The sequence below is a fragment of the Actinomadura decatromicini genome (genome assembly GCF_008121305.1).
Taxonomy (GTDB): domain Bacteria; phylum Actinomycetota; class Actinomycetes; order Streptosporangiales; family Streptosporangiaceae; genus Spirillospora; species Spirillospora syzygii.
On record NZ_VSRQ01000010.1, the window covers coordinates 51,796 to 75,633 of the forward strand.

At 70.6% G+C, this 23,838-nt stretch carries 15 protein-coding genes; 14 read left to right on the top strand and 1 reads right to left on the bottom strand.

Annotated elements, in window-relative coordinates; translation table 11 throughout:
• Positions 1-98: 98 nt before the first annotated feature.
• Genes FXF68_RS36415 through FXF68_RS36430 form a run of 4 tightly spaced genes read left to right on the top strand, consistent with a single transcriptional unit; the run spans position 99 to position 6,551 of the window.
• Positions 99-2,315, top strand: a complete 2,217-nt coding sequence (locus FXF68_RS36415) for a serine/threonine-protein kinase (RefSeq protein WP_148767388.1) — start codon at positions 99-101, stop codon at positions 2,313-2,315.
• Between the two features lie 11 nt (positions 2,316-2,326).
• Positions 2,327-3,319: an AAA family ATPase gene (locus FXF68_RS36420; protein WP_148767389.1), complete on the top strand. Its 993-nt coding sequence runs from the start codon at positions 2,327-2,329 to the stop codon at positions 3,317-3,319.
• Complete coding sequence (locus tag FXF68_RS36425) at positions 3,316-4,491, top strand: DUF58 domain-containing protein (RefSeq protein WP_148767390.1); 1,176 nt, start codon at positions 3,316-3,318, stop codon at positions 4,489-4,491. The genes FXF68_RS36420 and FXF68_RS36425 overlap by 4 nt, the downstream gene beginning before the upstream one ends.
• Entirely contained in the window at positions 4,488-6,551 is a 2,064-nt protein-coding gene (locus tag FXF68_RS36430; protein ID WP_148767391.1) for a transglutaminase TgpA family protein, read from the top strand. The genes FXF68_RS36425 and FXF68_RS36430 overlap by 4 nt, the downstream gene beginning before the upstream one ends.
• A gap of 889 nt (positions 6,552-7,440) precedes the next feature.
• On the opposite strand, the gene FXF68_RS36435 is transcribed toward FXF68_RS36430, so the two are convergent.
• Positions 7,441-8,556 carry a tellurite resistance TerB family protein gene (locus FXF68_RS36435; RefSeq protein WP_148767392.1) on the bottom strand — a complete coding sequence of 372 codons (1,116 nt, stop codon included), beginning with the start codon at positions 8,554-8,556 and terminating at the stop codon, positions 7,441-7,443.
• A 269-nt stretch (positions 8,557-8,825) separates the two neighbouring features.
• On the opposite strand from FXF68_RS36435, the gene FXF68_RS36440 reads away from it, so the two are divergent.
• The 10 genes from FXF68_RS36440 to FXF68_RS36485 all read left to right on the top strand — a co-directional run bounded on the left by FXF68_RS36440 (position 8,826) and on the right by FXF68_RS36485 (position 23,818).
• Positions 8,826-9,008 carry a hypothetical protein gene (locus FXF68_RS36440; protein WP_148767393.1) on the top strand — a complete coding sequence of 61 codons (183 nt, stop codon included), beginning with the start codon at positions 8,826-8,828 and terminating at the stop codon, positions 9,006-9,008.
• Positions 9,009-9,243: 235 nt separating this feature from the next.
• A complete protein-coding gene (locus tag FXF68_RS44870) occupies positions 9,244-9,591 on the top strand; it encodes a competence protein CoiA family protein (protein WP_425458661.1) in 348 nt (115 codons plus the stop codon).
• A 1,084-nt stretch (positions 9,592-10,675) separates the two neighbouring features.
• A complete protein-coding gene (locus FXF68_RS36450) occupies positions 10,676-11,143 on the top strand; it encodes a hypothetical protein (RefSeq protein ID WP_148767395.1) in 468 nt (155 codons plus the stop codon).
• A gap of 37 nt (positions 11,144-11,180) precedes the next feature.
• Complete coding sequence (locus FXF68_RS36455) at positions 11,181-13,169, top strand: Hsp70 family protein (RefSeq protein WP_187438297.1); 1,989 nt, start codon at positions 11,181-11,183, stop codon at positions 13,167-13,169.
• Positions 13,150-14,700: a tetratricopeptide repeat protein gene (locus FXF68_RS36460; RefSeq protein WP_148767397.1), complete on the top strand. Its 1,551-nt coding sequence runs from the start codon at positions 13,150-13,152 to the stop codon at positions 14,698-14,700. Before FXF68_RS36455 ends, FXF68_RS36460 begins: the two co-directional genes overlap by 20 nt.
• Positions 14,701-14,705: 5 nt before the next feature.
• The gene (locus FXF68_RS36465; RefSeq protein ID WP_148767398.1) at positions 14,706-16,391 is read left to right on the top strand and encodes a hypothetical protein; all 1,686 of its coding nucleotides are present in this window, start codon (positions 14,706-14,708) and stop codon (positions 16,389-16,391) included.
• A complete protein-coding gene (locus tag FXF68_RS36470; RefSeq protein ID WP_148767399.1) occupies positions 16,363-16,593 on the top strand; it encodes a hypothetical protein in 231 nt (76 codons plus the stop codon). Before FXF68_RS36465 ends, FXF68_RS36470 begins: the two co-directional genes overlap by 29 nt.
• 39 nt (positions 16,594-16,632) lie before the next feature.
• Positions 16,633-18,399: a tetratricopeptide repeat protein gene (locus tag FXF68_RS36475; protein WP_148767400.1), complete on the top strand. Its 1,767-nt coding sequence runs from the start codon at positions 16,633-16,635 to the stop codon at positions 18,397-18,399.
• Positions 18,400-18,410: 11 nt separating this feature from the next.
• Positions 18,411-20,183, top strand: coding sequence for a TIR domain-containing protein (locus FXF68_RS36480; RefSeq protein ID WP_148767401.1), 1,773 nt, complete (start codon positions 18,411-18,413; stop codon positions 20,181-20,183).
• The gene (locus FXF68_RS36485; protein WP_148767402.1) at positions 20,180-23,818 is read left to right on the top strand and encodes a hypothetical protein; all 3,639 of its coding nucleotides are present in this window, start codon (positions 20,180-20,182) and stop codon (positions 23,816-23,818) included. The genes FXF68_RS36480 and FXF68_RS36485 overlap by 4 nt, the downstream gene beginning before the upstream one ends.
• Positions 23,819-23,838 lie beyond the last annotated feature (20 nt).

The following is a 23,838-nucleotide window of genomic DNA, read 5'->3' on the forward strand; positions in this document are numbered from 1 at the left end:
AAACACCTGGCGTGACTGACTTCGATACTTTTGTACCTACTTCCTTCCCGTCGCCGACCTTTACCGACAGCGTCGGCAGTGACGAGGTGGCGACCCGCGTGACGAACCATCCCCCTATTGCGGGCGTGCGGCTGCTGGATCCGCTCCCGTCCGGCGAACCGCTTGTCACCGTGCCAGCCCTGCAAGCCGACCGACCAGTGCGCGCCGTCCTAGTCACTGCGGCGCTCGACCCGGTGCAGGAGCGGCGCGTCCGAAAGGAAAGCGCGAACCTGGAGGCGTTGCTCGCCCGCGTCGACCCGGACGCCGTCCTGCAAGTCCTGGACCACGGGCTCGACACCCAGGGCCGGCGGTTCCTGATCGTCGACATGCCCGGCTCGGAGGCGGCCGCGCCCCTCTCGCCGGACGATGTCGCCGCCGCGGCGCGCGCGATGGCGACCGGCCTGGACGCCCTCGCCGCGCACGGCTTCGTCGGCTCCCCGCCAGGGCTGTGCACGACACCGTCCGGGGCGTTCGTGCTGATGGCACCGCTGCCGCCCGTCTTGGACGAGCTGGTCGCGGCGACCGGCCCGGGCACCGGCCACGAGCCGCCCGAGGTCTTATGCGGCAGCGACTGGACGCGGGCGAGCCAGGTGTACACCTGCGCCTCCATGCTGTGGACGCTTCTCACGGGCCGCTCCCCTCACGCGGACCACGGGACGGAGGACCGTCAGCGGCTCGCCCGGCTGAACGGAAGCGAACCCGTCGCCCCAGGCGACGCCCCGGACCTCCTGATCGACGTGCTGCGCACCGCCCTCCTCAAGGACCCGGCCGAGCGTCCCGCCGAACCCGCCGCGCTCGCCGCGGCGCTGGAGGCCGCCTGGTCGCCGCGCTCCCGGCCGACCATGCCGCCGAGGCCCAGCCCGCCCGGCACTGCGGGCGCGTTCCGGCGGGAGTACGAGCTGCTCAGGAAACTCGGCAGCGGCGGCACCGCGCACGTGTGGGCGGCACGGCGCCGCTCGGACGGCATGGACGTCGCCGTCAAGCTCCTCGACCAGAACCACAGCCGCGATCCTGAGGTCGTCGAGCGGTTCACCCGCGAGTACACGCTCCTCATGGAAGTGCGACACCCGCACCTGATCCGCGTCCACCAGCTCGTCCTCGATCCGGAGGAAACCGGGCTCGTGATGGACCTGCTAGGGGATAACCTCCACACGGTCGCGTCCCGCGGCAGGCCCGCCACGACCGACGCGGCTGGATGGCTGGCGCAGGTCGCCGCCGCGCTCGCCGCGTTGCACCAGGCCGGGATCATGCACCGGGACGTCAAGCCGCACAACGTCCTGATCGGTGAGCGGGACGGCCGGAGCGTCGCCGTGCTCGCCGACTTCGGCGCCGCCCGCAGGACCGAGGGCGCCACCGACACCCGACTAATCGGCACCGTGGCCTATCTTGCGCCGGAGCTCGCCGCTGGGCGCACCCCCACCACGGCGGTGGACGTCTACGGGCTGGGCGTCATCGCCTACGAGCTGTTCGCCGGCCGCCCGCCGTACCGGAAGGAGGACACCACGGCAATGATGCTGGCCCACATGAACGGCGGTGCTCCTCGGCCGGACGGGATCAGCGACGACGCCTGGGCGGTGATCTCCGCGTGCATGACCAAGGACCGGGAGGCGCGCCCCACGGCCGCCGAGGCGGCCCTGCGCTGGGAGGCGCTGGCCGGACGTCCCGTCCTCGACGGCGTGGACGTTCCCCGGCCGCCCGGCGGCGGGCGATCCTCGGCGCAGGCGCTGGCCCCCGAAGATCCCGGATGGGTCCCGGCCGTGCTTGGGAAGGACGACGAGCCGGGCTCCGGCACGATCATCTCGGCGCGGCCCGTGCCCGCCCGTCCGAAGGAGTCGGCGCCGCCCAGGGCGCGCCGGAAGATGACGCTCGCCGCCGTGAGCATCGTCGCGCTCGGCGTGATCGGAGGTGTCGGCGCGGCGATGCTGACGGCGGACTCCGACCACCCGTCCCAGAAGAGCGCCGCCGCGAAGCCGAGCACTCCGCCGCCCCAGCTGACCGTCCAGCCCGTTCCCGCCTCGATCGCGACGACTGGGCCCGGCTCGATCCAGATCGGCTGGACGGCCGACCGGGCGTCCCTGCCCGGCCTAAGCGGCTACGCGGTGTGGGACGTGACCGCCAACCGCCCGATCTCCGCGACCCTGCCCGCCGCCAGCTCCTCCTTCAGGATCTCCGGTCTGCCCGCCGGGGAGCGGGCGTGCTTCCTCGTGGTCGCGTACGTGACCGCCGCCCCACAGGGCCCCCTCGCCCAGTCGACCTGCGTCACCCCGACCAACTGATGAGGACTTCCATGCAGCCGCCCACTCCCGCGTCCGGCTCGCCCAACGGCTTGGGCGAGGTGTCCGAGCTGGCCCAGGCCGTCACCGCCAACGTCGAGCCGGTGCTGCGCGGCAAGTGCATGGTGATCCGGCTAGCGCTGACCTGCCTGATCGCAGGCGGCCACCTGCTGATCGAGGATGTGCCCGGCACTGGCAAGACCTCGCTCGCCAAGGCGCTCGCCGCCAGCTTCGGCGGCACCGCCAACCGGATCCAGTTCACCCCCGACCTGCTGCCGACCGACATCACCGGCGTCTCGGTGTGGGACCGGCGCGGCGAGGAGTTCACGTTTCGCCGCGGGCCCGTGTTCGCCAACGTCGTGGTCGCCGACGAGATCAACCGCGCGTCGCCGAAGACGCAGTCCGCGCTCCTGGAGGTGATGGAGGAGGCGCAGGTGACGGTGGACGGCGAGGCACACCGCGTCCCGTCCCCGTTCCTGGTGGTGGCGACCCAGAACCCGATCGACCTGGAGGGGACGTACAGGCTGCCGGAGGCCCAGCTCGACCGGTTCCTCATGCGCATCGAGATCGGCCACCCGGCCCTGGAGGCCGAGCAGGAGATCCTCACAGGGCGCGCCGCCCGCTCCGCCGCCCCGAAGGTGTCACCCGTCACGACCGCCGAGCACCTCGCCCATGTCCAGCAGAGCTTGGCGAGGGTGCACGTGTCCGCGGAGGTGGCCCGCTATGTCGCACTCATCGCCCAGGCCACCCGCGAGCACCGCGACCTGCGCCTCGGCGTCAGCACCCGAGGGTGCCTGGCCCTGGTCCGGGCGGCGCAGGCTCACGCGGCGTGCGCGGGGCGGCACTTCGCCGTCCCGGACGACGTCAAGGCGACCGCGCCCGCCGTCCTCACCCACCGGCTGGTGCTCGCGCCGCAGGCGGAGGCGTCCGAGAGCACGGCGGCGCGGGTGCTGGCGGGAATCCTCGACCGCGTCCCGGTGCCGGCGCTGAGCACCGCGCGGGCATGAAGCGGGCGCCCATCACCGGCGCGGGCACCGCCCTGGCGGTGCTCGCCGCCGCGTGCTACGCGGCTGGGGCGGCGCTCGGCTACCCGGTGCTGATCGCCTTCGCGGTCGGCGCGGCCGCGTTGCTGGCGGCCGGCGGCTGCGCGGTCGCGATCAGGCCGTCCGTACAGCTCACCCGGGAGATCTCCGGGACGCGCGTCACGGTGGGCGAACAGGTGGCCGCACGGATCCTGGTGCGTAACACCGCCCGCCGGCCGAGCGTGCCGTTCACCGCGGTGGAACGGATTGGGGACGAGACCGTCCCGCTGGAGATCAGGGCCCTGCCGCCAGGCGGGCAGCGGCCGGTGAGCTACCCGGTGACGGGACGCAGGAGAGGCCGCGTCCCGCTGGGCCCGCTCACCATGGAGCGCCGGGACACGCTCGGGCTGTTCCGCTGGGCCCGTCCGCAGACCGGCGAGGACGTGCTCTGGGTCCATCCGCGCGTGCATCCGATGCGGGCGCTCCCGGTCGGGATCGTCCTCGACTACGAGGGCCGAATCGACGAGAACGCCCGGATCGGCACCGTCACCTTCTCCTCGCTCCGCGAGTACGTGCCGGGCGACGACCCGCGGCGGATCCACTGGCGGTCCACGGCCCGTACCGGAAAGCTGATCGTCCGGGAGCACGTGGACACCACCGAGCCCACCACCACCGTCGTCCTCGACACCCGCGCCGACGCCTACGACGACGCCTCCTTCGAGCACGCCGTGGAGGTCGCCGCGTCGGCGGTGCGGGCCGTGGAGCTGGTCGGACGCCCGGTCGGGCTGCACATCCTCGGCGAGCGTCCCGCCGCTGCTCGCGCGGCCGGAGCCGAGTCGGCGCTCGACCGCCTGGCGCTCACCGCACCCGACGCGGCCGCCGGACTGGCCGGGCTCCTGGCGCTCGTGGACCACGCCCCGGGCGGCGGCGCGCTCGTCGTCGTCACCGGACGGGCGGCGCCCGCAACCCTGACCAGACTCGCCGACCAGCGCCGCCGGTTCCGCCCGGTCATGCTCGTCTCCCTCCTCGGCGGCCGGACGGACGGCGACACGGGCCAGGTACCGCAGCGCCGCCTGGGTGTGATCGTGCTGCCCGTCCGCACCGCCGATGAGGCGGCCGCGGGATGGAACCAGGTGGTCGGAGGAGGCTCGCGGTGAAGGCGCTGCGCGTTCTGACGGCGGCGGCGCTGGGCTGGCTGGCCGGGCTCGCGTTCGGGCCGGTGTTCGGCGGGTTCCCCGCGCCCGCGGCGTTCATGGTGGCGATCTCGGCGACGACGGCCGCCGCGACGCTGGTCGCGCTGCTGTCGCTGACGGCGGCGTGGCGGGCGCCGATGCTACTGTCGCTGTCCGGCGCGATCGCCGTGCCCGCGGTCGCCGCCGCCGTGACCGGCACGGGCGCGGACATCGTGCGCGGACCGGCGCAGCTGCTCACGGGCGCGCTGCCCGCCGAGCCTTCGGGACCGCCGCTCGCCGCCGCGGCGGCCGTCACGGGCTGGGCGGTCCTGCTCGGCGGGCTGCTCGCCAGGTCCGGCCGCAACAGCGTCGCGCCCGGGCTGCCGCCGCTGGCCTGCCTCCTCGCCGCCCTCGCGCTCGGCGCGTCTATCGCGTCGCCGCCCGGCTGGTACGCGCCGCTCTGCGTCGCGGCCGTGATCGTGCTGCTGGGCGCCGCCGCCCGGCCCGCCGTTTCGCTCCGCCGCCTGGCGGGCGTGGCCACGATGGCCGCCGTGGCGATCCCGGCTACCGTCTTCATCGGCCCGGCGGCGCCGGGGACGCACCTGCGCTCCCCCGCTGACGCCCGCACGCTCGTGGCGCCGCCCGTCCAGCCGCGGAACGGCGTCAGCCCGCTGCAGCAGTACCTCGCGCTGCGGAACGGTGATATCCCGCTGAAGGTGGCCGTCGAGTCATCCCGGCCGCGGGAGCGCCTCCGGCTGGTCACCCTCACCCGTTTCGACGGGACGTTCTGGACCGTGGCCGCCGAGTACCGGCGCGCCGGCACCCACCTGCCGCCGCCCCCCGCGCAGGGCGACCCGGTGCGGGTGACCCAGAAGATCACGATCGAAGCGGGCCAGGAGTACCTCGGCTGGTTGCCGACGGCGGGCCGCCCGACCCGGACCTCGGCGAACGGCATGGCGGTTGACGAGGGCACCGGAGACCTGGCGGTCCCGAAGGGCACGGCGCCGCCCGCGTCGTACTCCGCGTCCAGCGTGGTGAACGCGGCCGGTCTCGCGCGGCTGCGCGCCACCGAGCCGGTCGCCGCCCCGGCCCAACCGGCCTCAGCGCCGCCGCCGCTGATCCGGAACTTCGTGAAGCGGGTCGCGGCCAGCGAGTCCTCCGCGTCCCGCCGGCTCATAGCCCTGTACGTGGCGTTCACCAGGAACGGCGGGTTCGCCTACGACATCGGGAAGGACGCGGCCGGTGGGCACGGTTACGTGCAGATCCAGCGCCTGCTGAAGACGAAGCGCGGGACGAGCGAGCAGTACGCCAGCGCGTTCGCCGTCATGGCCGCCTATCTCGGCATGGACGCCCGGGTCGTCATGGGCTTCGCACCCAGGGCCCGCAGCGGCTCGTCCTCCGTTGTGCAGGGCCGGGACGTCGACGCTTGGGCCGAGATCCGTTTCGCCGGCCTCGGCTGGGTCCCGATCGATCCCAGCCCGCGCGACAACCAAGTCGAGGGCCGCACGCACACGCGCGCCATGGAACGCCCGGCCGACGACCCATTCACCGCACTGGCCGACGCGCCGGACGATCCCCGCCAGAATGCGGCTCCGAAGACGCAGGAGCGTCCGCCCGTCCATAAGGACGGCAATTACCTGGCGCTGACCCTCATCGTCATCGTCGCCATTGCCTTGGCCTCCATGCTCTCCATCCCGGCCGCCAAGACGATCAGAAGGTTTCGCAGGCGCCACGACCGGTCGGCGCGGCGCGCCGCGCTCGGCGCCTGGTGGGAGACCCGGGACCGGCTCCGCGAGGCCGGGTACACCGTCACAGGCTCCGCCACCTGCGGCGAGGTCGTCCTGCTAGCCTCGCACGTCCCGGGCGTCCGCGCCTTGGCCGCCCTCGTCGACACCGCCGCGTACGCGCCGGAACAGCCGTCACCCGACTTGTCCGCCGACGCCTGGCGAACCGCCCGCGAGATTCGCGGACACCTGCACTCTGCCATGCCCGTCCACCACCGCCTCCGCGCCGCTTTCGACCCTCGTCCGCTACGCCGCCTGTAGCCGTGGACGCTGTCCAATGGCCAACCCAGGCCACCCACCCGGAACGGCTGGGCCTCCCTTCGAGTTGTGCGTGGGACGGGGGCGACGGGCTACGTGGCCTCGCGGGGGCAGGCAAGAGGCGGTCGAGCAGGCAGGCGACGGTGACAACGCGATTACCGGGGCGCCTGGTGCGGTCGGGTTCCGCAGAGACGGCGACGACGAGGCTGCAACTATTCGCCATGACGCTGGCGATCTCCAACGCGGTGGCGTCGGCGTCGACGACGGGCAGCGGCTTGCGCTCCTGCGTCAGCATGGTATTTGAGCCGCACTGGGTTCCGTGCAGGACCTCAAGGCAGCGTTCCAGCTTTGCTGAGGCATCACAGAGGTCCGGCTTCAGCCTGTTTGGTTTCTGGTGGGGATGGCGGCGGCGGTTTGTCGCGCACACGATGAGCGCATGGGAAGAGTAAGGAGTGTCGGTGGTGTGTACCGGCGGTGCGGTTGTGAGGACCCGCAGACCGGCCGAGCGGTGGGGCGCACCTGTCCGCGGCTGGCGGCGGAACGCAGCCACGGGAGTTGGTATCTGCGGCTGGAACTCGGCGCCGAGGAAACGGTCGGGGGCTGGATCGTTGTGGCCCGGGCGCCGGTCGGATAGGTGAGGGCCGTGAGGGCTGGCGAGGTGTGTTCTGGGCCTGCTGTTTGTGGCCTCAGGTCGGCCCCAGGCGGGCCTCAGTCATGATTCCCGGCACACCCCGCGGAGGGTGTTTGCCCTGGTCAGGGGTAGTGGGTTGCGTGGGACTCGAACCCACAACCTACGGATTAAGCCCGGTGACACCGGTTCCGTTCGACGGACCAACTGTGGTACTTCCGGTAGGGGCACATCCTGGCCTTCGTGGGCCCACGCACAGCGGGTTCAGCGGTGGCAGCGATCCCGTAGCTCGGCGATGATTGCCTTCTCGTGCTTGTTGAGATCCCCGTCGATGGTAGCGACTCGTTCGGCGGCGTAGACAATGTCGCTGAGGTTCCCGGGCTCGGCGTCTACGCGGTGCCATACCTCGTCCGGGTCGATGTCGACGACGTTGGCGAGTTGCCCGTCGTTGATCTGATGCCGTTCCCTGGCAAGTCGCGTCAGCCGCTGGAACAGCAGGCGCTCGGCGTCAGTGATCTTACCGTCCGCGTTGATGACGAGCCACGTGACCCACAGCATCAGCTGCAGGTGCCGGGTACGACGGATCAAAGTGTCAGCGAGTTCGATAACCCGTGCTTCCTCACGGAATACGGATCGGGCGTGGCGTCCCGCGAATACGGTCGTGTAGCGGTTCACCAAGATGGTGAGGGGGATCCCGATGCCAGGGATAGCGAACTTGATGATGTTGCGTTGCAGGAGGTGTTTCCCGACGAACGGAAGGCTTTTCGCGGCGGCAAGAACCGGACCGGAGTAATATTTCTTAAGGACTTGCCGGACCAGGCCGGGTACGAACTTCGTCACACCGCTGCGCATGGCCTCTCCGGCCCTTACGCCGAATGCCACCCGGATGAGCTTAAACATGTCTTCGGGGTCGTTGACGTCCAGGGGGATCCGGTAGATCACGGCTATGTCGTGGGCCAAGCGCATCTGCAGCTGGGAGATGTACGTCAGGTCGACCATGAACGTGACGAACCCGGCTGGGACAGTGGCGGGACTGGCGCCGCCCAACGACCCGATGGTCGCGGCGATCGTCCCGGTGTAGAGGCTGGAGGTAATCCCGCCTTCGATCCCAGCGTACTTTGCCGCTAGCTTGATCTGCTGCTCGACGATACCGTCCGCGGGCATGCCCTTGTACTTCTGCTGGAAGTACTCCCAGGTGGCATTCTCGGTGTACGACCGCAGCGCCTGGGCGCAGAGTTTCGTGAACCAGCCGCCCGACTTGATATCGTCCGTGCTCAGCCCTTTGACGAACTCTCGCAGTTTGGCGCGCTCCTGTTCGACGGCCTCGCGGTCGGCATCGCCGTCGTCGGAGTTAAGGGGGCCGGGCAGAGCTTCGGTCACGGGGCATCCTCCTGGTTGGCTCAGCGACCGCCAAGGTTGCCAGATATGGGAGATCGACGGGCGGATCGACCGGGTAACCGATGAGCGCTTTCGTACCTTGTCCCTTGACTGCGATGCCGCCGACCAGTACAGCAGGGCCGATCATCACGAAGTTGAGTGCCGTGGCGTCGAGCGTCGTGCACCCACCGTCCGACGCGAGTGAGTCCGCCCCGGGAAGGCAGGGTGGCACTCTCGGCGAGCCCCGGCAAGCCCGGGGAACGCCCACTTGGGTGGAGCAGTGGGAGCGGGCGGGGGAGCGGCCAGCGGTGGCGGTGTGGACGGCCGCGCACACCACCACGTTCCTATACGCCATCTGCGGTTATCGGTTGTACGCCGCCTACTATCTGATCGCGCTGCGGAGGCTGCGGTGCGGTGAGGGGTTGCTGGGCTTCGCTGGGTGGACGTGGACCTAGCGCACTACTGCGACCATCTGCCTGCAACTGCGGCGGCGGAACAGCCAGATGACGCTGCGTCCACAAGCCCACCGAGACCTCTGGCAGCACTGGTCCGCCTTGTCGTATCTTCCTTTCCAATTCAGTTATCACTGGCTGGAAGTGATGGATGGATCACCGCCTGGTCCAGACCGCCGTGCTCGGAAGGCCGGACTCTCTCGAGCCCGTGATCATGCCTATGGCCTACGAGGTCGCTATGGGTCTGCGACTTACGTACGGCGGAAGGACGTTCTGGTGTGGGACATGGCTCGGCGGCTGTGGCAACCGACTCATGACCAAGATCGGGAAGCGGAAGGTCCCACACTTCGCCCACTATCCGGAGATGGTCGGAGAGTGTCGGCGACGCAACCTGGACGAGACCAGCGCCGACCACCTCTTCATCCACCGGGACCTGAAGACCTGGCTGGGCGACCAGGGAATCGACATCCGGCGTCCCCGATTGCTTGGTGACATTAAAAGGTCCAACGGTGGGACGGGCTCGTCACGCAGTGGCGGGTCGCCTGGGGCGAGCCGGGGAGCTGGCCGGTGTGGGCGCTGGTCATAGCACGGGGCCTTTTACCTTGACGGACGTAGGCATGTCGACTAGATCCAGCGTGTGCCCCACCGGGTATTGCGCGTTCAGCAGCCGGACTTCCAGATCGGGCAGTTCACTGCCGCGTCCCTCGATTGCCATGGACGAGATGTGGCCGGGGCCACGGGAGGCCAAAGCTCTTGGCGGTCCGATGCGGTACCGGGCACATCGTGGAACGGACCGCCGTGGGCGCAGCCAGTCCTCGATCGCCCGCTGCTCGGATCGTCTGGGTACCTGTGCCGGAGTGGCTCCGACCTGCCGTTCCCCGCGAAGCGTACCCACATACCCGACGTTGCGCACTGAAGCGGTCGTATCGGTCCGGAGTTGAAGGAATCGGTTGTCTCGTTGCGTGAAGGATCAGGCGACCAAAGTGGGATTCGGTCCTCGGAGTCGACCCTCGCCATCTCGGAGCGCGGCCCGCGCTGGCGATGTGCGCCCTGTCTCGACACAATCATGACAGCGCGTAGTAATGTCCTGGTCGGCGCCTCGATCTCCGTTCCGCCCAGTGGCGGTGAAGGTGTCGGTAGGCGGAGTGAGGAGAACGCCTGATCGCTGCCGCAGCGGTCGAGGGAGCGTGACATTTGGGATTATGGCCACGCCTATAGGTACGCCCCATGCCTGCATCGCCCGCGTGGCCTAGTGGGCGGATTTCCGCGAAACTTCCCGCGACCGCCAATTTGGCTGCGTTATGCTCCCGCTAAGGCTGCGGTCTCCAAACTCGGGGGGCACCGAGCGAGTACGTTGATCAAAAAGATGGTCGGCAAGACCTGCTCCAGCGTCATTCTTCCAGGTCGTGGCGGTGCGTGCGGTCACGCCGTGTCGGCAATTGGGGAGAACGTGCACGTCCGCCCGCTTTGTCGACTCCGGTATGGCGCGGATCTCGGGCTGACCCTGGTTGCTTGCCCACACCGGGAGGGGTCCCGTGCCGAACGGTCACACTGTATGTCTGCCGTTTCCATGGGGCCACTGCCAGCTTATCGACGGTCGCTGCCGTAGAACGCTCGCGTAAGCAGATCCGCGAGGAGAGTGAAGAAAACAATATGGAAAGGGGGCATTCATGCGGGACGCTGTTCCCACAGGTCGCGAGGCGCGGGGGCATGTCACGTCGCTCTTCGCTCTTCCGCTCGTGATCCCTCGCTCAACCCTTTACGCACAGCTCGGCGTCGCGCCGGAGGCGACGCGCGGGGAGATCCGCGCGGCGACGAACAGGCTAGTCGCCCGTCTGAAAGCGGACGGCGCTGACGAAAAGACGATCTCCGAGACGCCCGGTCTCAACCTGGAGAAGGGCGAGGCGAGGGCCGCCTACGATGCGCAACATCCGCCGCTGCCGTTGATGCGCCTGGAGCCGGCCTGGGCCCCGGTCTTCGACGACCGGGCGGCGTGCCTGGCCGCCCTGCGCCGGGAGCTCGAAGCCTTTCTTCTCGATGCCGGAGAGGCGGTCTATTTCCCGGACGACACCACCCGAACCGATTTCACCGCAGATTTCACACCGACCCCCCTGCTCGACGGCCCGGAGTTCGACTGATCCCGTGAAAAGCCTCGCCAAGGACGACGACAAGAGTATGGACTTCACGAACCCGAACCTGCACCGAGTGATCGGCATCGACCTGGGCACGACGTTCTCCGCCGTGGCGGCCTTCGACACCGAAGAGCTCAGCTCCAAGATCATCACAGACGACTCGTTCGACGAGCCCGCCGACACGACCCCTTCCGTGGTCGCCTTCGACCCCGCGACCCGGCTGCTCGTCGTCGGCGCCGCCGCGAAGGAGGCGATGAGCCTCCCCGGCCGCGGCCGAGAGACCATCATCGAGATCAAACGCGAGATGGGCGCGCTCTTCACGGAAGAGACGCTTGCGAAGTTCGGCGCCAAGGGCACGTCCTTTCAGAAGGATGACCCGCTGCGAGTCCGGCTGCACGGCGAGTGGCTCCGCCCGCAGGAGGTCAGCGCGCTGGTCCTCATGCAGGTGAAGGAGGTCGCCGAGCGAAGGCTCGGCGGAGAGGTCCACGACGCGGTCGTCACCGTTCCCGCTTATTTCACCGAACGCCAGAAGAAGGCCACCGAGGAGGCCGCGCTGCTGGCCGGGCTCCACCCCCGCCAGTTGATCCCGGAGCCCACGGCCGCGGCGATCGCCTACGGGGTGGACCGGGAGGAGGAGGAACCGAGGATCTATCTCGTCTTCGACCTCGGCGGCGGCACGTTCGACGTGTCGATCATCGAGACTCGGGAGAACCAGATCAACGTCCTGGCCACCGCCGGCGACCCGCGACTCGGCGGCGGCGACTTCGACGCGGCCGTCGCGGAATGGCTCAACGAGAAACTCGGCCGCACGGCTCCGAACGAGGACGAGCGGCTGCGGACGCTGGCAGCCGCGGAGAAGGCCAAGATCAGCCTATCTCGCCAGGAGTCCACCACGATCGTCCTCGGCGACGGGACGGAGCCCGTCGCCCTTGACAGGGCCCAGTTCAATTCGCTGGTCGAGCCGACGCTGAAACGGTCGCTGGAGAAGGTGGACGAGGCCCTGGAAATGGCGGGCGGCGGCAAGGACGCGCCCCCGTTGAACATCGACGCCGTTCTGCTGGTGGGCGGCTCGACCCGCATCCGCCTCGTGCGGGAAATGCTGATGGACCGGTTCGGCAAGGACGAGGACTTCGTGCGCGCCGACGGTGACCCCGACACCCTCGTCGCCCGCGGCGCCGCGATCCTCGCCCACCGCTTCGAGCCGTCGGACGGCTTCGACCTGAACAGGCGTCCGACGGCGGAGCGTCCAGCCGACGAGGACGACTTCGACATCAGGCTCATCACCGAGCACACCCTGGGAGTGGGTGTGGAGGAGCACCAGTTCAGCCCCCTCATCCCGCGCGGGGAGAAGATCCCGACCCAGCGGAAACGGACCTACACCAACCAGAAGGACTCCCAGAACGTCGAGATCCCCATCTATCAGGGGGAGTCGGACGTCGTCTTCAACAACACCCGTGTCGGCTCCATTCTCCTCGACGAGATCGAGCCCCGTCCGGCCGGTTTCCACCAGTTCGACGTCATCTTCACGCTCGACGTCAACGGCCTTCTTGAGGTGAAGGTCTATCACGTCAACGCCGACCGCGAGTACGAGGCGACCTTCCGACAGAACACCAGCATCGGAAGGATCGACATGCTCGCCGAGAGCCGCCTGCGGCTCCAGCGGCTGAGAACCACCCAGGCGGACGAGGAGGAACCGGCCGGGAACGAGGACGCGGCGGCGACCGCAGAAGCGGACGGCGTTCCCGAATTCGCCGTGCCGCCCCCGGTCGACGCGACTCCCGAGAAAGGCCCCGCATCTGGGTCGAGTCGCGCCTCCGACGACGTGCCCCTGATCGACCCCGACGCCGTCCCAGCCGAGTATCGGCGCATATTCCGCAAGGTAATCGATTGGGTCTCGGACCACGAGACGCCGGCGGAGTTGTCCGCTGCGCTCCGGGACTTCGCGGCCGGGGTGCGCTCCAACGCCGCGGCCGACGCGCTTGAGCCCCTCGCCGACCGTCTTGAGGACGCCTATGACAGCGCCCGCCGATGAACCCGTCCAGCAGATCGCCCGGGATCTCGACGCGGAGTACGTCGGCGTCGGCCGGTGCGGGACCCTGTACCGGGCCCCCGAGCGGCAGCGCTGCTACCGCCTGATTCCCCGCGCCGAGCTGAGCGCGGACCACCGTGACGAGCTGAAGCGCTGGCAGGGCCTTCCGCGACGTCCCGGCCTCGCTCCCGTGGTCGCCGCCGGCGCTGACGGCGACCAGCAGCATCTAGGCGGCCGCTGGTACCAGGTCGTCTGCTACGAGACCCGTGGGCGGCGCAGCCTCGCTGACGCGTTCGCCGATCCCGTGCCGGCCAACCGGGTGGACGCGGTCATCGTGGCGCTGCGCGCTGTGACCCGATGGTGGAGTTCGCTCGGGCCCGGCATGATGCCGATGCCCGCCGACATCGTGCTCACCGACTCCGGCACGCAGCTCCTGCCGCTGCCCTCCTGGGGCGTGCCCTCGCTCACCGAGCTCATGACCGGACCCGAGCGCGTGCTGCACCTCGCCCCGAACCTGGCGCGCGGGCAGGCCGAGGTGGGCCGGGCGGAGGACCTGTACACCCTCGCGGTCGCCGCGCTGCGCTGCTTCGGCACCATCCCCGACGCGGGTCCCGAACGGCTGCTGCACCGCGCCGCCTGCGCCGTGGCGCCCTCGGGGGAGCGTCTCGACGGCCGGCTTCCGGGCTGGATGCGGCGGGTGGGCCCGATCAGGTCCGTCCTCGACGAGCTGTGCGAGCTGACCAGCCCGGCCGCCATGGCTGAGCGGCGCGGGGACGACGACGTGGCCTGGCTCGTCGGCCGGCTCGAACGCGCCAGGGACGCCATGGACCCGGTCACGGCCGTACGGTCCCTGCGCGACGCCGACGAGCCGCAGGAGGCCCTCTCACTCGCTCGCACCATCCTGGTCGACGACCCCCACTACGACGTCCTGGTGCTCGCCGCCGCCATCGCCTACCAGGACGCGGGCTCGCCGCTCGAAGCCTTGACGCTGCTCGACCGCGCCGTCCAGACCGACCCGGAGCGGCTCGAGGCCTACGCGGAGCAGATGTCCATCATCGGCGACCTGTGGACGACCGTCCTGACGCTCCTCTCCGAAGCCATCGACGACTCCTTCGCCCGAAGGCTCGACACCACCCTCCAGACCGCGTTCCACCACTTGCCGCAGGCCGAGCGCCGTGCGCATGCGGCGACGATGGCCGGCCACCTCATCCGCCAGGGGAAGCTGCGCGAGGCCAACTCGTTCGCCCATCAATGGCTTCATGGCGAAGACGGCCTGATGTGGTGGCGGATCGACCTGATGATCGTGTATGGCACCACCTTCCTGTTGCTGGACCGCGTGAACGAAGCCGCACAGATCGCCGAGGTGATCAGGAAAGGCTTGCGCCGCGTCACCGTCAACAAATCGATGGACGCGGCCACCATCGGGCTGTACGGCCGGCTGCTCGCGCAATTCGAGGAGGAGATCCGGCGTGCCCGCGGGTCTGGGCGGGACGAGCATGAAGAGGGCGAAAATGGTCCGGAGGGGGAATCGTGACCACGGTGCTCACGGCGGCGTGCGCCTTTCTGCTGGTCCTGTGCGCGCTGGGCGGCGGGTATTTCCTGGTCGTCGTACCGCGCCGGTGGCGGGTGCCGCTGCGCGAGGCGCTCGCCCTCCTGGAGAAGGAGGGGAACGAGCGGACGGAGCTCGAAACCGCCGACCGGCTGCTCGAAGAGGCGGTGAACGCCGGTCCCCGAGGACGCGACCTGGCCGACGCGCGCTTCGCTCACGCGTTCGTCCGCGCCATGCTGGGCACTTTCACGCCCGACCAGTACTGGGTTGCCTCCGCCACCGTCGACGGGCTCGCCGCCGCGGCCGATGAGGACCCCGCCACCGCGCACCTCGCGGTGTGGCTCCAGTACAAGCTGGAGCGGCACGAACGCGCGGTCGAACTCTTCCAGCGGCACGCCGATTCGCTCACCGGAAGGCCCGCGGCCCGGCGCGCGGCCGCGGCGTCGCACCTGCAACTGGCGGGCGCGCACTGGCGACGGCGCGAGACCGATGCGGCGATACGCCATTTCGACCGGGTCCGCGAATTGGGCGAGCTCACCGCCGAGATCCCGAAGGCGGCGGACAGCCTGCACGTGCTCAACGGCATCCAGTCCCATTTCGACCAGCGGCACACGGACGCGCGCACGGCCTTCGGGACGGCGCGCGAGCGTGCCGCCGCGCTGGGGCGGGACACCACCGAGGCCGAACTCGGGCTGATCGCCTGCGACTGGACGGTGGGCGTCCCCAACGAACTCGACGCCCGCCTGGCCCAACTCTTCGATCGCGTTACCGACGTCTCCAAGGCCAGTGCGAAGGAGGCGAAGACGGCGGGGGCCGATCGAGCGGAACGGACGAAGGACCCGGCCGAGGAATACCGCAAGCAACTCCGCGGCGTGATCGCATTGCTCCGGCTGGTCGCGCTGCTGCGGGTGTGGCGGGCACGCCCGCTCTCGGGCGAGCTAGGTGCGCGGGATCGGGCGGAACTGATGGAGCGCGCCGACACACTGCGCGAAGCCGATCCCCAGCTAGGGGACGCGTCCCTGATCGAGGGCCTGATCACCTACTACTTCGCGAACGGCGAGGAGCAGCGGGAGGCGTCCCTCGCCCTCCTTGAGAGCGGAATGCGGACGGCCAAGGGCATCGTCGTGCCCGAAGTCCTCCATCTCGTGGAGAAGGAACGCGCGCTCGGCAGCCAGGGCGACGCCATGTCCCGCTTCCTGCGCCTGGTGCACGAACTCCTCGCCGATCCGACGGCCTCGGCGCCGCACCGCGCCGAACTCCGGAGGCTGCGCGATCGGTTCGCGTTGTACAGCGACGATCTCGGAGGCGATCTGGTGTTGCCGCACCGGCCCGCGTCCCCGCACGAGCTGCAGCAACGGATCAACGCGATGCGCCGCCGCATCGACCTGATCGTCTATCCCCGGCTGCGCGATCTGCCGAGCGACGCTCCCTCCCACGTCCTCATGCGAGAACGGCTGACCGAGCTGGACGATGTCGCCCTGGCGTTCACCGAGCAGGCGGAGGCGCTGCACCACAGCGAACTCGAAATCCTCAAGGCGACCGGAGAACTGCTGCTCCCTCAGGAGGAATTGGAAGATGACGACGCAGCCATCGCCGCACCGTTCACGGTCGAACCGAGCGAGCCGCTGGGCGGCGTGGAAGCGACGGATGACGCCCTGGGAGCGGCCGACGCTTGACCGCGAACGGCTGGTGCGGCGGCTGCCGCCGGTGGAGTATCACCGCTCTCCCGACGAGCAGCAGCTGTTCGATGAAGCGTCCCTGCCCAAGTCCCTCCCGCTGATGCTGCGACTCGACCAGGAAGCCGAGTACCTGATGTGCCGCGAGGTAGCCGAAGAAACCCTCGGCGCCGTACCCGACCCAGATGATCTACCCGGCTGACGTCCGCCGTCCGCCGCGGACGGCGGGGAAGGGACACCGATGACCGACGAAGACCGAGCGGCCGGGGACCGGGCCGCGGAACCCGCGCGGCCCGGCTCGCTGGCCCTGCCGTACGCGCCGCAGCAGCTTCCCGACCTCCTGTCCCTGCCGTTCCTCGGCGGCGCGGAGTTGAGCGAGCATTTCGGCCGGCTGGAGGAGATCGGGCGGCGGCGGCCGGAGCGGGAGCCGGCACTGCCCGCCCTCGTCCTGCCCGGTCAGGGCGCCCTCAGCGTCGAGGACTCCCTCGAACTCGGCGAGGAGGGCGAAGACCTGCTTGAGGACGCCCGCGCCAACATCGCCCGAGGCGAGTATCCGCTCGCGCTGGAGCAGCTCGCGGAATTCATCGAGATCTCCCCGGGACATCCCGAAGCCCGTTATCTGTCGGCGTACTGCCATTACCGGTTGGGCGGGGCGGGCCTGATGACCGCGCTCGGCGTCCTGCGCCCGATGCGGGACGAGCCGCTGGAAGACCCCGAACTGCGCACTGGTGTCCGGGATCTCCGCGCCAAGCTGCGCGTCATTCTCACCCAGCAGGAGATGGCGGCGTTCCTCGACGCCTCTCCGCGGGACCCGCGCGCCGCGGCCGACCGGCTGCGGCGCTTCATCGAACTGGCCCCCGAGGAGCCGGAACCCCAATACCTGCTCGCCGTCACGCAAGCGCAGAACGGCGAGTTCGAATCCGCGCTCCGAACCACGAAGTACGCTTTGCGGCAGGCTGAGGGGAACACCGGCCAGCTCCGCGTACTGGCCGAGGCGCTGGAGACGGTGGTGGTGCGCACGCTGGCGGGGCCGGCCGTCCGCGCGCTGCGTGACGGCGCCTATCGGCGGGCCCGCGAGAACCTGGCGAGGGTCGACCGTGAATGGCGCGAGACCGAGGTGCTCCGCGACCTCGACGCGTTTCTCTCCGACCTGTGCGAACGCGGTCATCCGCCGGCGAAGCGGCTCCCGCCGCCGCGCGGCCCGGCCGACCGGGCGGCCCGGCTCTACGCGTTGATCTCCGACGAGGACGGCCGCGAATCCGTCCAGTTGCTGATCGCCGGGCGCTTCGCGGAGGCCGAGCGTGTCCTGGCCCGGATGCTGCACGTCGTTCCGCGCTTCCCGGTGGCGAACTTCATCTATGCCATCTGCCTGTGCGTCCAGGGACGGGAACCGGAAAGGGCCATCGCGGCCGCCGAGATCGCCGCGGGCGACCCGTCGCTGCCCGACACGGGCCAGCTGCTGCGCACGGCCCGGGAAATGTCGCAGGTCCTCGCCATCAACGCGGCGGTCGAGGAGCACAACGCCGCCGTGGAGGCGGTGTCGGAGAAGCCCTCGCGCCAGGAACTCGCCGACCTCGAGCGAAGAATGCGCAAGCTGCGGCAGCGCTTGCCCGAAGTGCAGTCCATGGCGACGACCCGGCAGAGCGCCGCCCGAGTGAGACAACTGGCGAAAGCCGTGGACCAGCGGCTTAAGGATGTCGAGCAGGCCATGGAGAGCGTCGACGTCCCCGAACTCGTCCTGCGGTTCAACCGGTGGGCCGAGCAGGCCGCGAGCGTCCAGGCCCTGTACGACGGTGGGATGCCCGGGTCTCCTCGGGCGGACGGACTCCGGTCGTCGAGCCGATACGTCCACGGCGGTTTTGGCGCCGACAGAGAATCCTTGCTCGACATGGACGAGTTGAGGTCGATCAACCGGAAGGCAAGGCAGTTACTGCGCACCGCGGCCGATCCGCGCGCCCGGAAGGTGCTGCAGGATCTGCTGAACGCCACCGACCGAATCATCCGCTGAAGGGCGGGAGGATGACCGAGCCCGAGACCCACTATGGATGGGACGTCTTCATCAGCTATGCGCGCGAGGACTACCGGAAGGCCAGGGACCTCGCCGACGATCTGCAGAAGTGCGTCACCGCGAAGGGTGTCCCGCCGCGGGTCTTCCTGGACGTCGATCGGGATGGGACGCCGGTCGGAGTCGACTGGGTGCAGTACCTGGAAAAGGCGCTGCGCGGCTCCCGATATATCGTCGCCCTCTACACGCAGCGCTACTTCTCCAAGGGAGTCTGCCTTTCAGAATTGCAGGAGGCCATCCGGCTCACCGACGCCAAGAAGGCTCAGCTCATCCCCGTTCTGATGGAGGACGCGGCCCAGGAGAAGATCGCCTTCATCGCGAACAGGATCAACTGGCTTCCGGTCACCCACCCGAAATGGTTCGATCAACTGCGCGACGCGCTCGACCTGCGCCCGGCCGCGAGCGGCCGGAAGCTGCGGTTCGAGACGACGGTCGCCGACGCCGTCGTCAACCACACCCTCCCGACCGTCCGCGTGACGGTCGTCGGCGCCGACGGCGCACCGGTCCCGGAGAGCGGGGAGCCGGTCGCGCTCACCGTCGTGCCGCCCGGTCCCGGTCTCAACGGCACCCTCGTCGCCTCCACCGTGCGGGGAGCGGCGGAGTTCGCCGACCTGTCGTTCCGCGCGCCGGTCCAGTCCGTCCGGTTCGTGGCCGAGGCCCCCGGCTGCGAGCCGGCCGAGAGCCCGCCGATCCAGGTGAACCCGCCGCCGCGGCCTGGCCGGACGCGGCCCGCCGACCAGGACCGGGACCCTCCGCAGATCATGACGAGCGGCCGCCCGTTCTTCTTCTCCGACGCCCGGGCCCTGGTGGTCCTCGACGATGACCGGTTGACCGTCCACGGCTTCGAGCGGCGATCGCGCGTCAACGGCGCCGTTCAGCTGGCGGCGCCGCCCCGGCTGTGGGCGCGCGGCGCGCGGCGGCTGGCCGTCGTCGACTGGACCGGACGGGTCGTAGTGGCCACGCCCGACGGCCATGCCCGCGCCGTGGACCTGGCCCGCGCCCCCGGCCTGGCCGTCCCAGGGGCGCTGGCCTTCGATGGCAGCACCCTGCTCGTCGGCATGTGGAACGGCACCATCTGGTCGCTGGCCGAAGACGCCGAGCCCGAGGTGCTGATCGAGCACCCCGCGGGCGTCCAGCACCTCGCGGTCGACGGCCCGAGCCGCTGGGGCGGGGGCGGGCGGCTCCTGGTGGCCGACCTGGACGGCACCCTGACGGCGTACGAGGGGGGCCGTCCCAGGGCCGAGTACCCGCTGGAGCGGCTGCTGCTCGGCGTCCACCGCGGGCCCGGGCACACGATCCTCCTCGGCGAGCGGCACATCTACCGCCTCGACGACGGAGCCTCGCGACCGCTGGTGGCCGAGCTGCCCGTCCAGCCCGCCGCCGACGCCCTGATCGGCCCGGAGCTGTCGATCGCGCTCAACGACGAGGGCGTCGGCGTCAGCTTCGACACCGAACTGGGCGTGCACCTGGGCTTCCGCACCGTCCCCGGCGCCCGGCCGGTCTGCGCCACCCGCGACGGCCGGCTCGTGGTGTTCGAGTACCCCGACCGTTCGCACGTCCTCATGTGCGACGGCCGTATCGGGGTCACTTCGGCCTACCCTCTCGCCATCTCCGCGGACGGCCGCACGGTGGCCACCTCGGACGGGCAGCGCATCCTCATCCTGCCGACGGAGGAACTCCATACCGACGCCGCGGAACCGGAGCCTTCGAGGGAGGAGACGACGTGACGACCGCGGTCGGCCTCGAGACCCGGCCCGAGAAGCTGCGCGCCATCGCCGACCGGCTGTGGGACCGCTTCGAGGAGGGCCATCGGCTCCGTCCCGAGGAAACGGACGCGCTGGCGGAATCCTGCTTTCGGCTCGCCGTGTTGCCCGGAACGACGCCCGGCCGGGCCGTTTCTCTCCTGGCCCGGGCCCACCGCGTCGATCCGGTCAATCCCAAGCACCCGTACCACATCGGCCTGATCCATCTCCGGCACGGACGGCTGGACGCCGCGCTGGAATGGCTCACCGCCGCCGCCGAGTCGGCGCCCGCCAACCACCGGATCTGGGCGCACATGTCGATCGTCCACCAGGATCTGCACGACCGGCGTCGGGGCGGCGGCGAGCGGGACCCGCGCTCCAGGAAGATCGCCGCGGCCGTCCGGGCCGGACGAGACGACCACGTCTTCGAGCGCTCCGAACCGCCCGACGATCCTGCGGCGCCACCGCCCGCCCCCGGGGTGTCCGTGGCGTCCGTGCTGCGTCCCGGCCGGTGCCGCTGGTCCGGCATGCACGACATCGACGCCGGGTTCGACCTGCGCCGGCCGACCAGCAAGCGGAGCCGGGACCTCGTCGCCGATGCGCTAGAACGAACCGCCCGCCTCGCCGGCCCGCGCACCGGGGGCACCGCGGCCTTCGTGATCCTGGCGGTCCAGTGGATGGTCCACGGCTATCCGTCCGCCACCGTCCGGCGGCTGGCCGGGGCGCTGCCCCCGGAGGACGGGCCCGCCCGCCGGTTGCTCGACCTGGTCTGTGAGCTGTTCGAGGCCGACGAGGAGGCGCTGCCCGGCCGGCTCGCCGCCTGCCTGGCCGAGGAGCGCCTCCCGGACCTGCTCATCGCCTTGATCCACCAGCGGCGCCTGTGGTGGCCTCCGTTGTCCCTGCCCGACCTCGGCGCCTACACGGCGGCGCGATGGTTCGCCGAGGAGGGGAGCCAGGACGACCCGACGCCTCACCTCAACGCGATGAGGTCGGCCGTGCGCGCTCTCGCCGAACGTCCGAAGGCGCTGGCCGACGTGTCGGTGCCGGGTGGTCCGGAGGCCACTGGCGCGGGCGCGCCCGACGAGCGGCTGGCGGTGTTCGAACGGGACGCCGACCTCGTCAGGCGGCTCAGGGAGCGCACCATGAGCCTGGCCAAGGAACTTCGCGGCGCCGACGTGCGGGACCCCGACCGGCACGCACGGGCACGCGCCGATAAGACGCTCCTGGCCGACATCGCGGGGCGGCTTGAGGCGGTCCGGGGCGGACAGCTCCAAGAACTGCAGGAATTCAGGATCGCCACCGTGCCGCTCGCGCGCTCCGCGGACTTCGACGCGCGCCTAGAGCGCTGCGAGAAGTCACTTCAGCAACCGATCGGGCTGAAAGCGCTCATCAAGAAGATCGGGAGAAGACTGCACTCCGCGGAAAAGGAGTTCGCGAAGTCGGCGCCCGTGCCGCCCTCCACGATGCCCGTGCCGCCCTCCGCGGAGGCGGCGGCGCTCGGCGCGGACCTCGCCGTCCTCGAAGCCGGACCGGACCCGGCGACCGTCCCGCCGACGGCGGCCGCGCAGGACGCCGGGCCGTGGCCGTCGGCGGAGTCCGTGGCCGAGGCGGTCGAGGCGGCCGAACGCGCCCTGGCGGACAACGCCGACCATGCCCTGCGGACGCTCGACGCCTATCCGCCGTCCCTCCGGCGCCGCTCCGCGCTCGTCCTTCTGAGGTCCTACCTTGACGGCCGCCTGGCCGAGACCTGGCACCGGATGGGCCACAGCGTTGCGGCACGGCGCCACTGGCAGGCGATGCTCACCGAGAACCCGACGTCTACTCCGGTGCTGCGCAATCTCGCCGTCGCGCACACGGGGGCCGGCGACCTGCCGGCCGCGGCCCAGGCCTGGCACCGCTACCTGGAGGCGCTCTACATGGAGGCCCTGGTGGCGGGCACGCCCGCCTGCGGCGCGGCCGAGCGCGCGAGGGTCCATCGCGTGCTGGCAGGCTCCTTCGGTACCGCCGCGCTGTGCGGGCAGCCGCCCGCCGAAGACGCGCCGGACGAGCGGCCGCGCGGCGTCCCGGCCGAGCTGACCAGTCCGGCACGTGCCGCACTGGCCGTCGCCCACCTGCGGCTGGAGGAGCTCAACCGCGCGCTGTCGTACCGCGGCGCGGTGCTGCGCCTCGGTGTGGCGCGCTCGGTCCTGCGTCCGGAACTCGACGCGGCGTTCGACGACCGGCTGGAGCTCGTCGCCACGGCCTGCGCCCCGCTTTCCGAGCGGGTGCGCGCCCCGTTCGAGGAGCTGTGCCGCGAGGCGTTCCGGGTCGCCCATGAGGCGGCCTGCGATCCCGGCGGCCGCACCCGCGAGGTGACCGACCCGGCCGAGGAAGAGGCGCACGCCTCCTGGGCGCGCGAGCGGATGAGCTGGAAGGAACGGATCGCCCGCGAGCTGACCGGCGCCGCCGACTGGCCCGTCACCGAGAGCTCTGGCGAGGTCCTCGCCAGCCTGCGGCTCATCGACGGTCTGCGCCTGGACCCGCGGGACGAGGCCCTGCGGCGGGCCGCCGTGCGGCTCGGCCACGGAGATCCCGTGCGACACCTCGCCCTGCTCAACGACCTGTCGGGCCTGGCCGCCGACTTCGCCGTCCAGAAGATCTTCCAGGCCGCCGAGCGGAGGCTCGACTCCTCGACCGACTTTCCGGACCGCTACCTGCGCATCTGCCTGGCCTGGCAGCGCAACGGCGTCTCTGACCGGCACCTCGATCTGCTGGACGACCCCCAGCCCGTGTACGTTCCCTCGGTCCAGCCAGCCATGGACCGTCTGGACGAAGCCGGGGTCGCCGATTCGGAAGTCCGCGGCGCGATCCTGGCGGCCGTGTCGGACATGGAGCACTGGGTCGCCAGGTTCCGCGGCGCGTCGGGGCCCGCTGCCATGCTCGGCCAGTTGCTCCGCGCGGTCGGCGAGGAGGACAGGGCGCGGCCGATTCTCGCCGAGGCCCACGCCGTCGCCTTCGCGGGGGCCTCGATGGCCCGGGCGCGGCTGGCCATGGAATGCGGTGACTTCGCCGACGCCGCGGCTCGCCTCGGCGGGCTCGCCGAGAAGCGCGACCCCGAACATCCGGACCGGGCGGCCGCGCGCCGACTGATGATCGAGACGTACGAGCGCTGGGTCGTCTCTGACGGACCGCTGCCCTCGGTCGCGCAGATCCTGGACGACATCCGACGGTGGCCCGGATCCGTAAGCGAGCACGCCGTCCAGAGGCTCGTCGTCGATGTGACGATCAACAGGCATCAGCGGCGGCCGGGCGACCTGGACTTGGAAGCGCTCGCCACCAGCCTGCGTCGGCTCCTGCTGGAGGACGCACGGAACTCCTTCGCCCGCTACCAACTCGACCGGTTGCTCTTTCAGCAGGCCGTCCAGGTCCGCATGCAGATGCAGAAGACCTTCGGACCGTCGCGTGACGCCCTGCGCGACGAACTGTCCCGGATCTGTGGGGAGTGCGCCTCCCATGCCGCGGAGTTGCTTAATGAGGTCCAGAGGTCTCGACCTACTGACGCTTACCACGTGCTTGCCAATCCCGCCCGCCGAGCAGAGATCGAGAAGATCTTCCCGAAGGTTCGCCGCTACCTTCCGTAGGAACGGCGGCCCACGGGTGA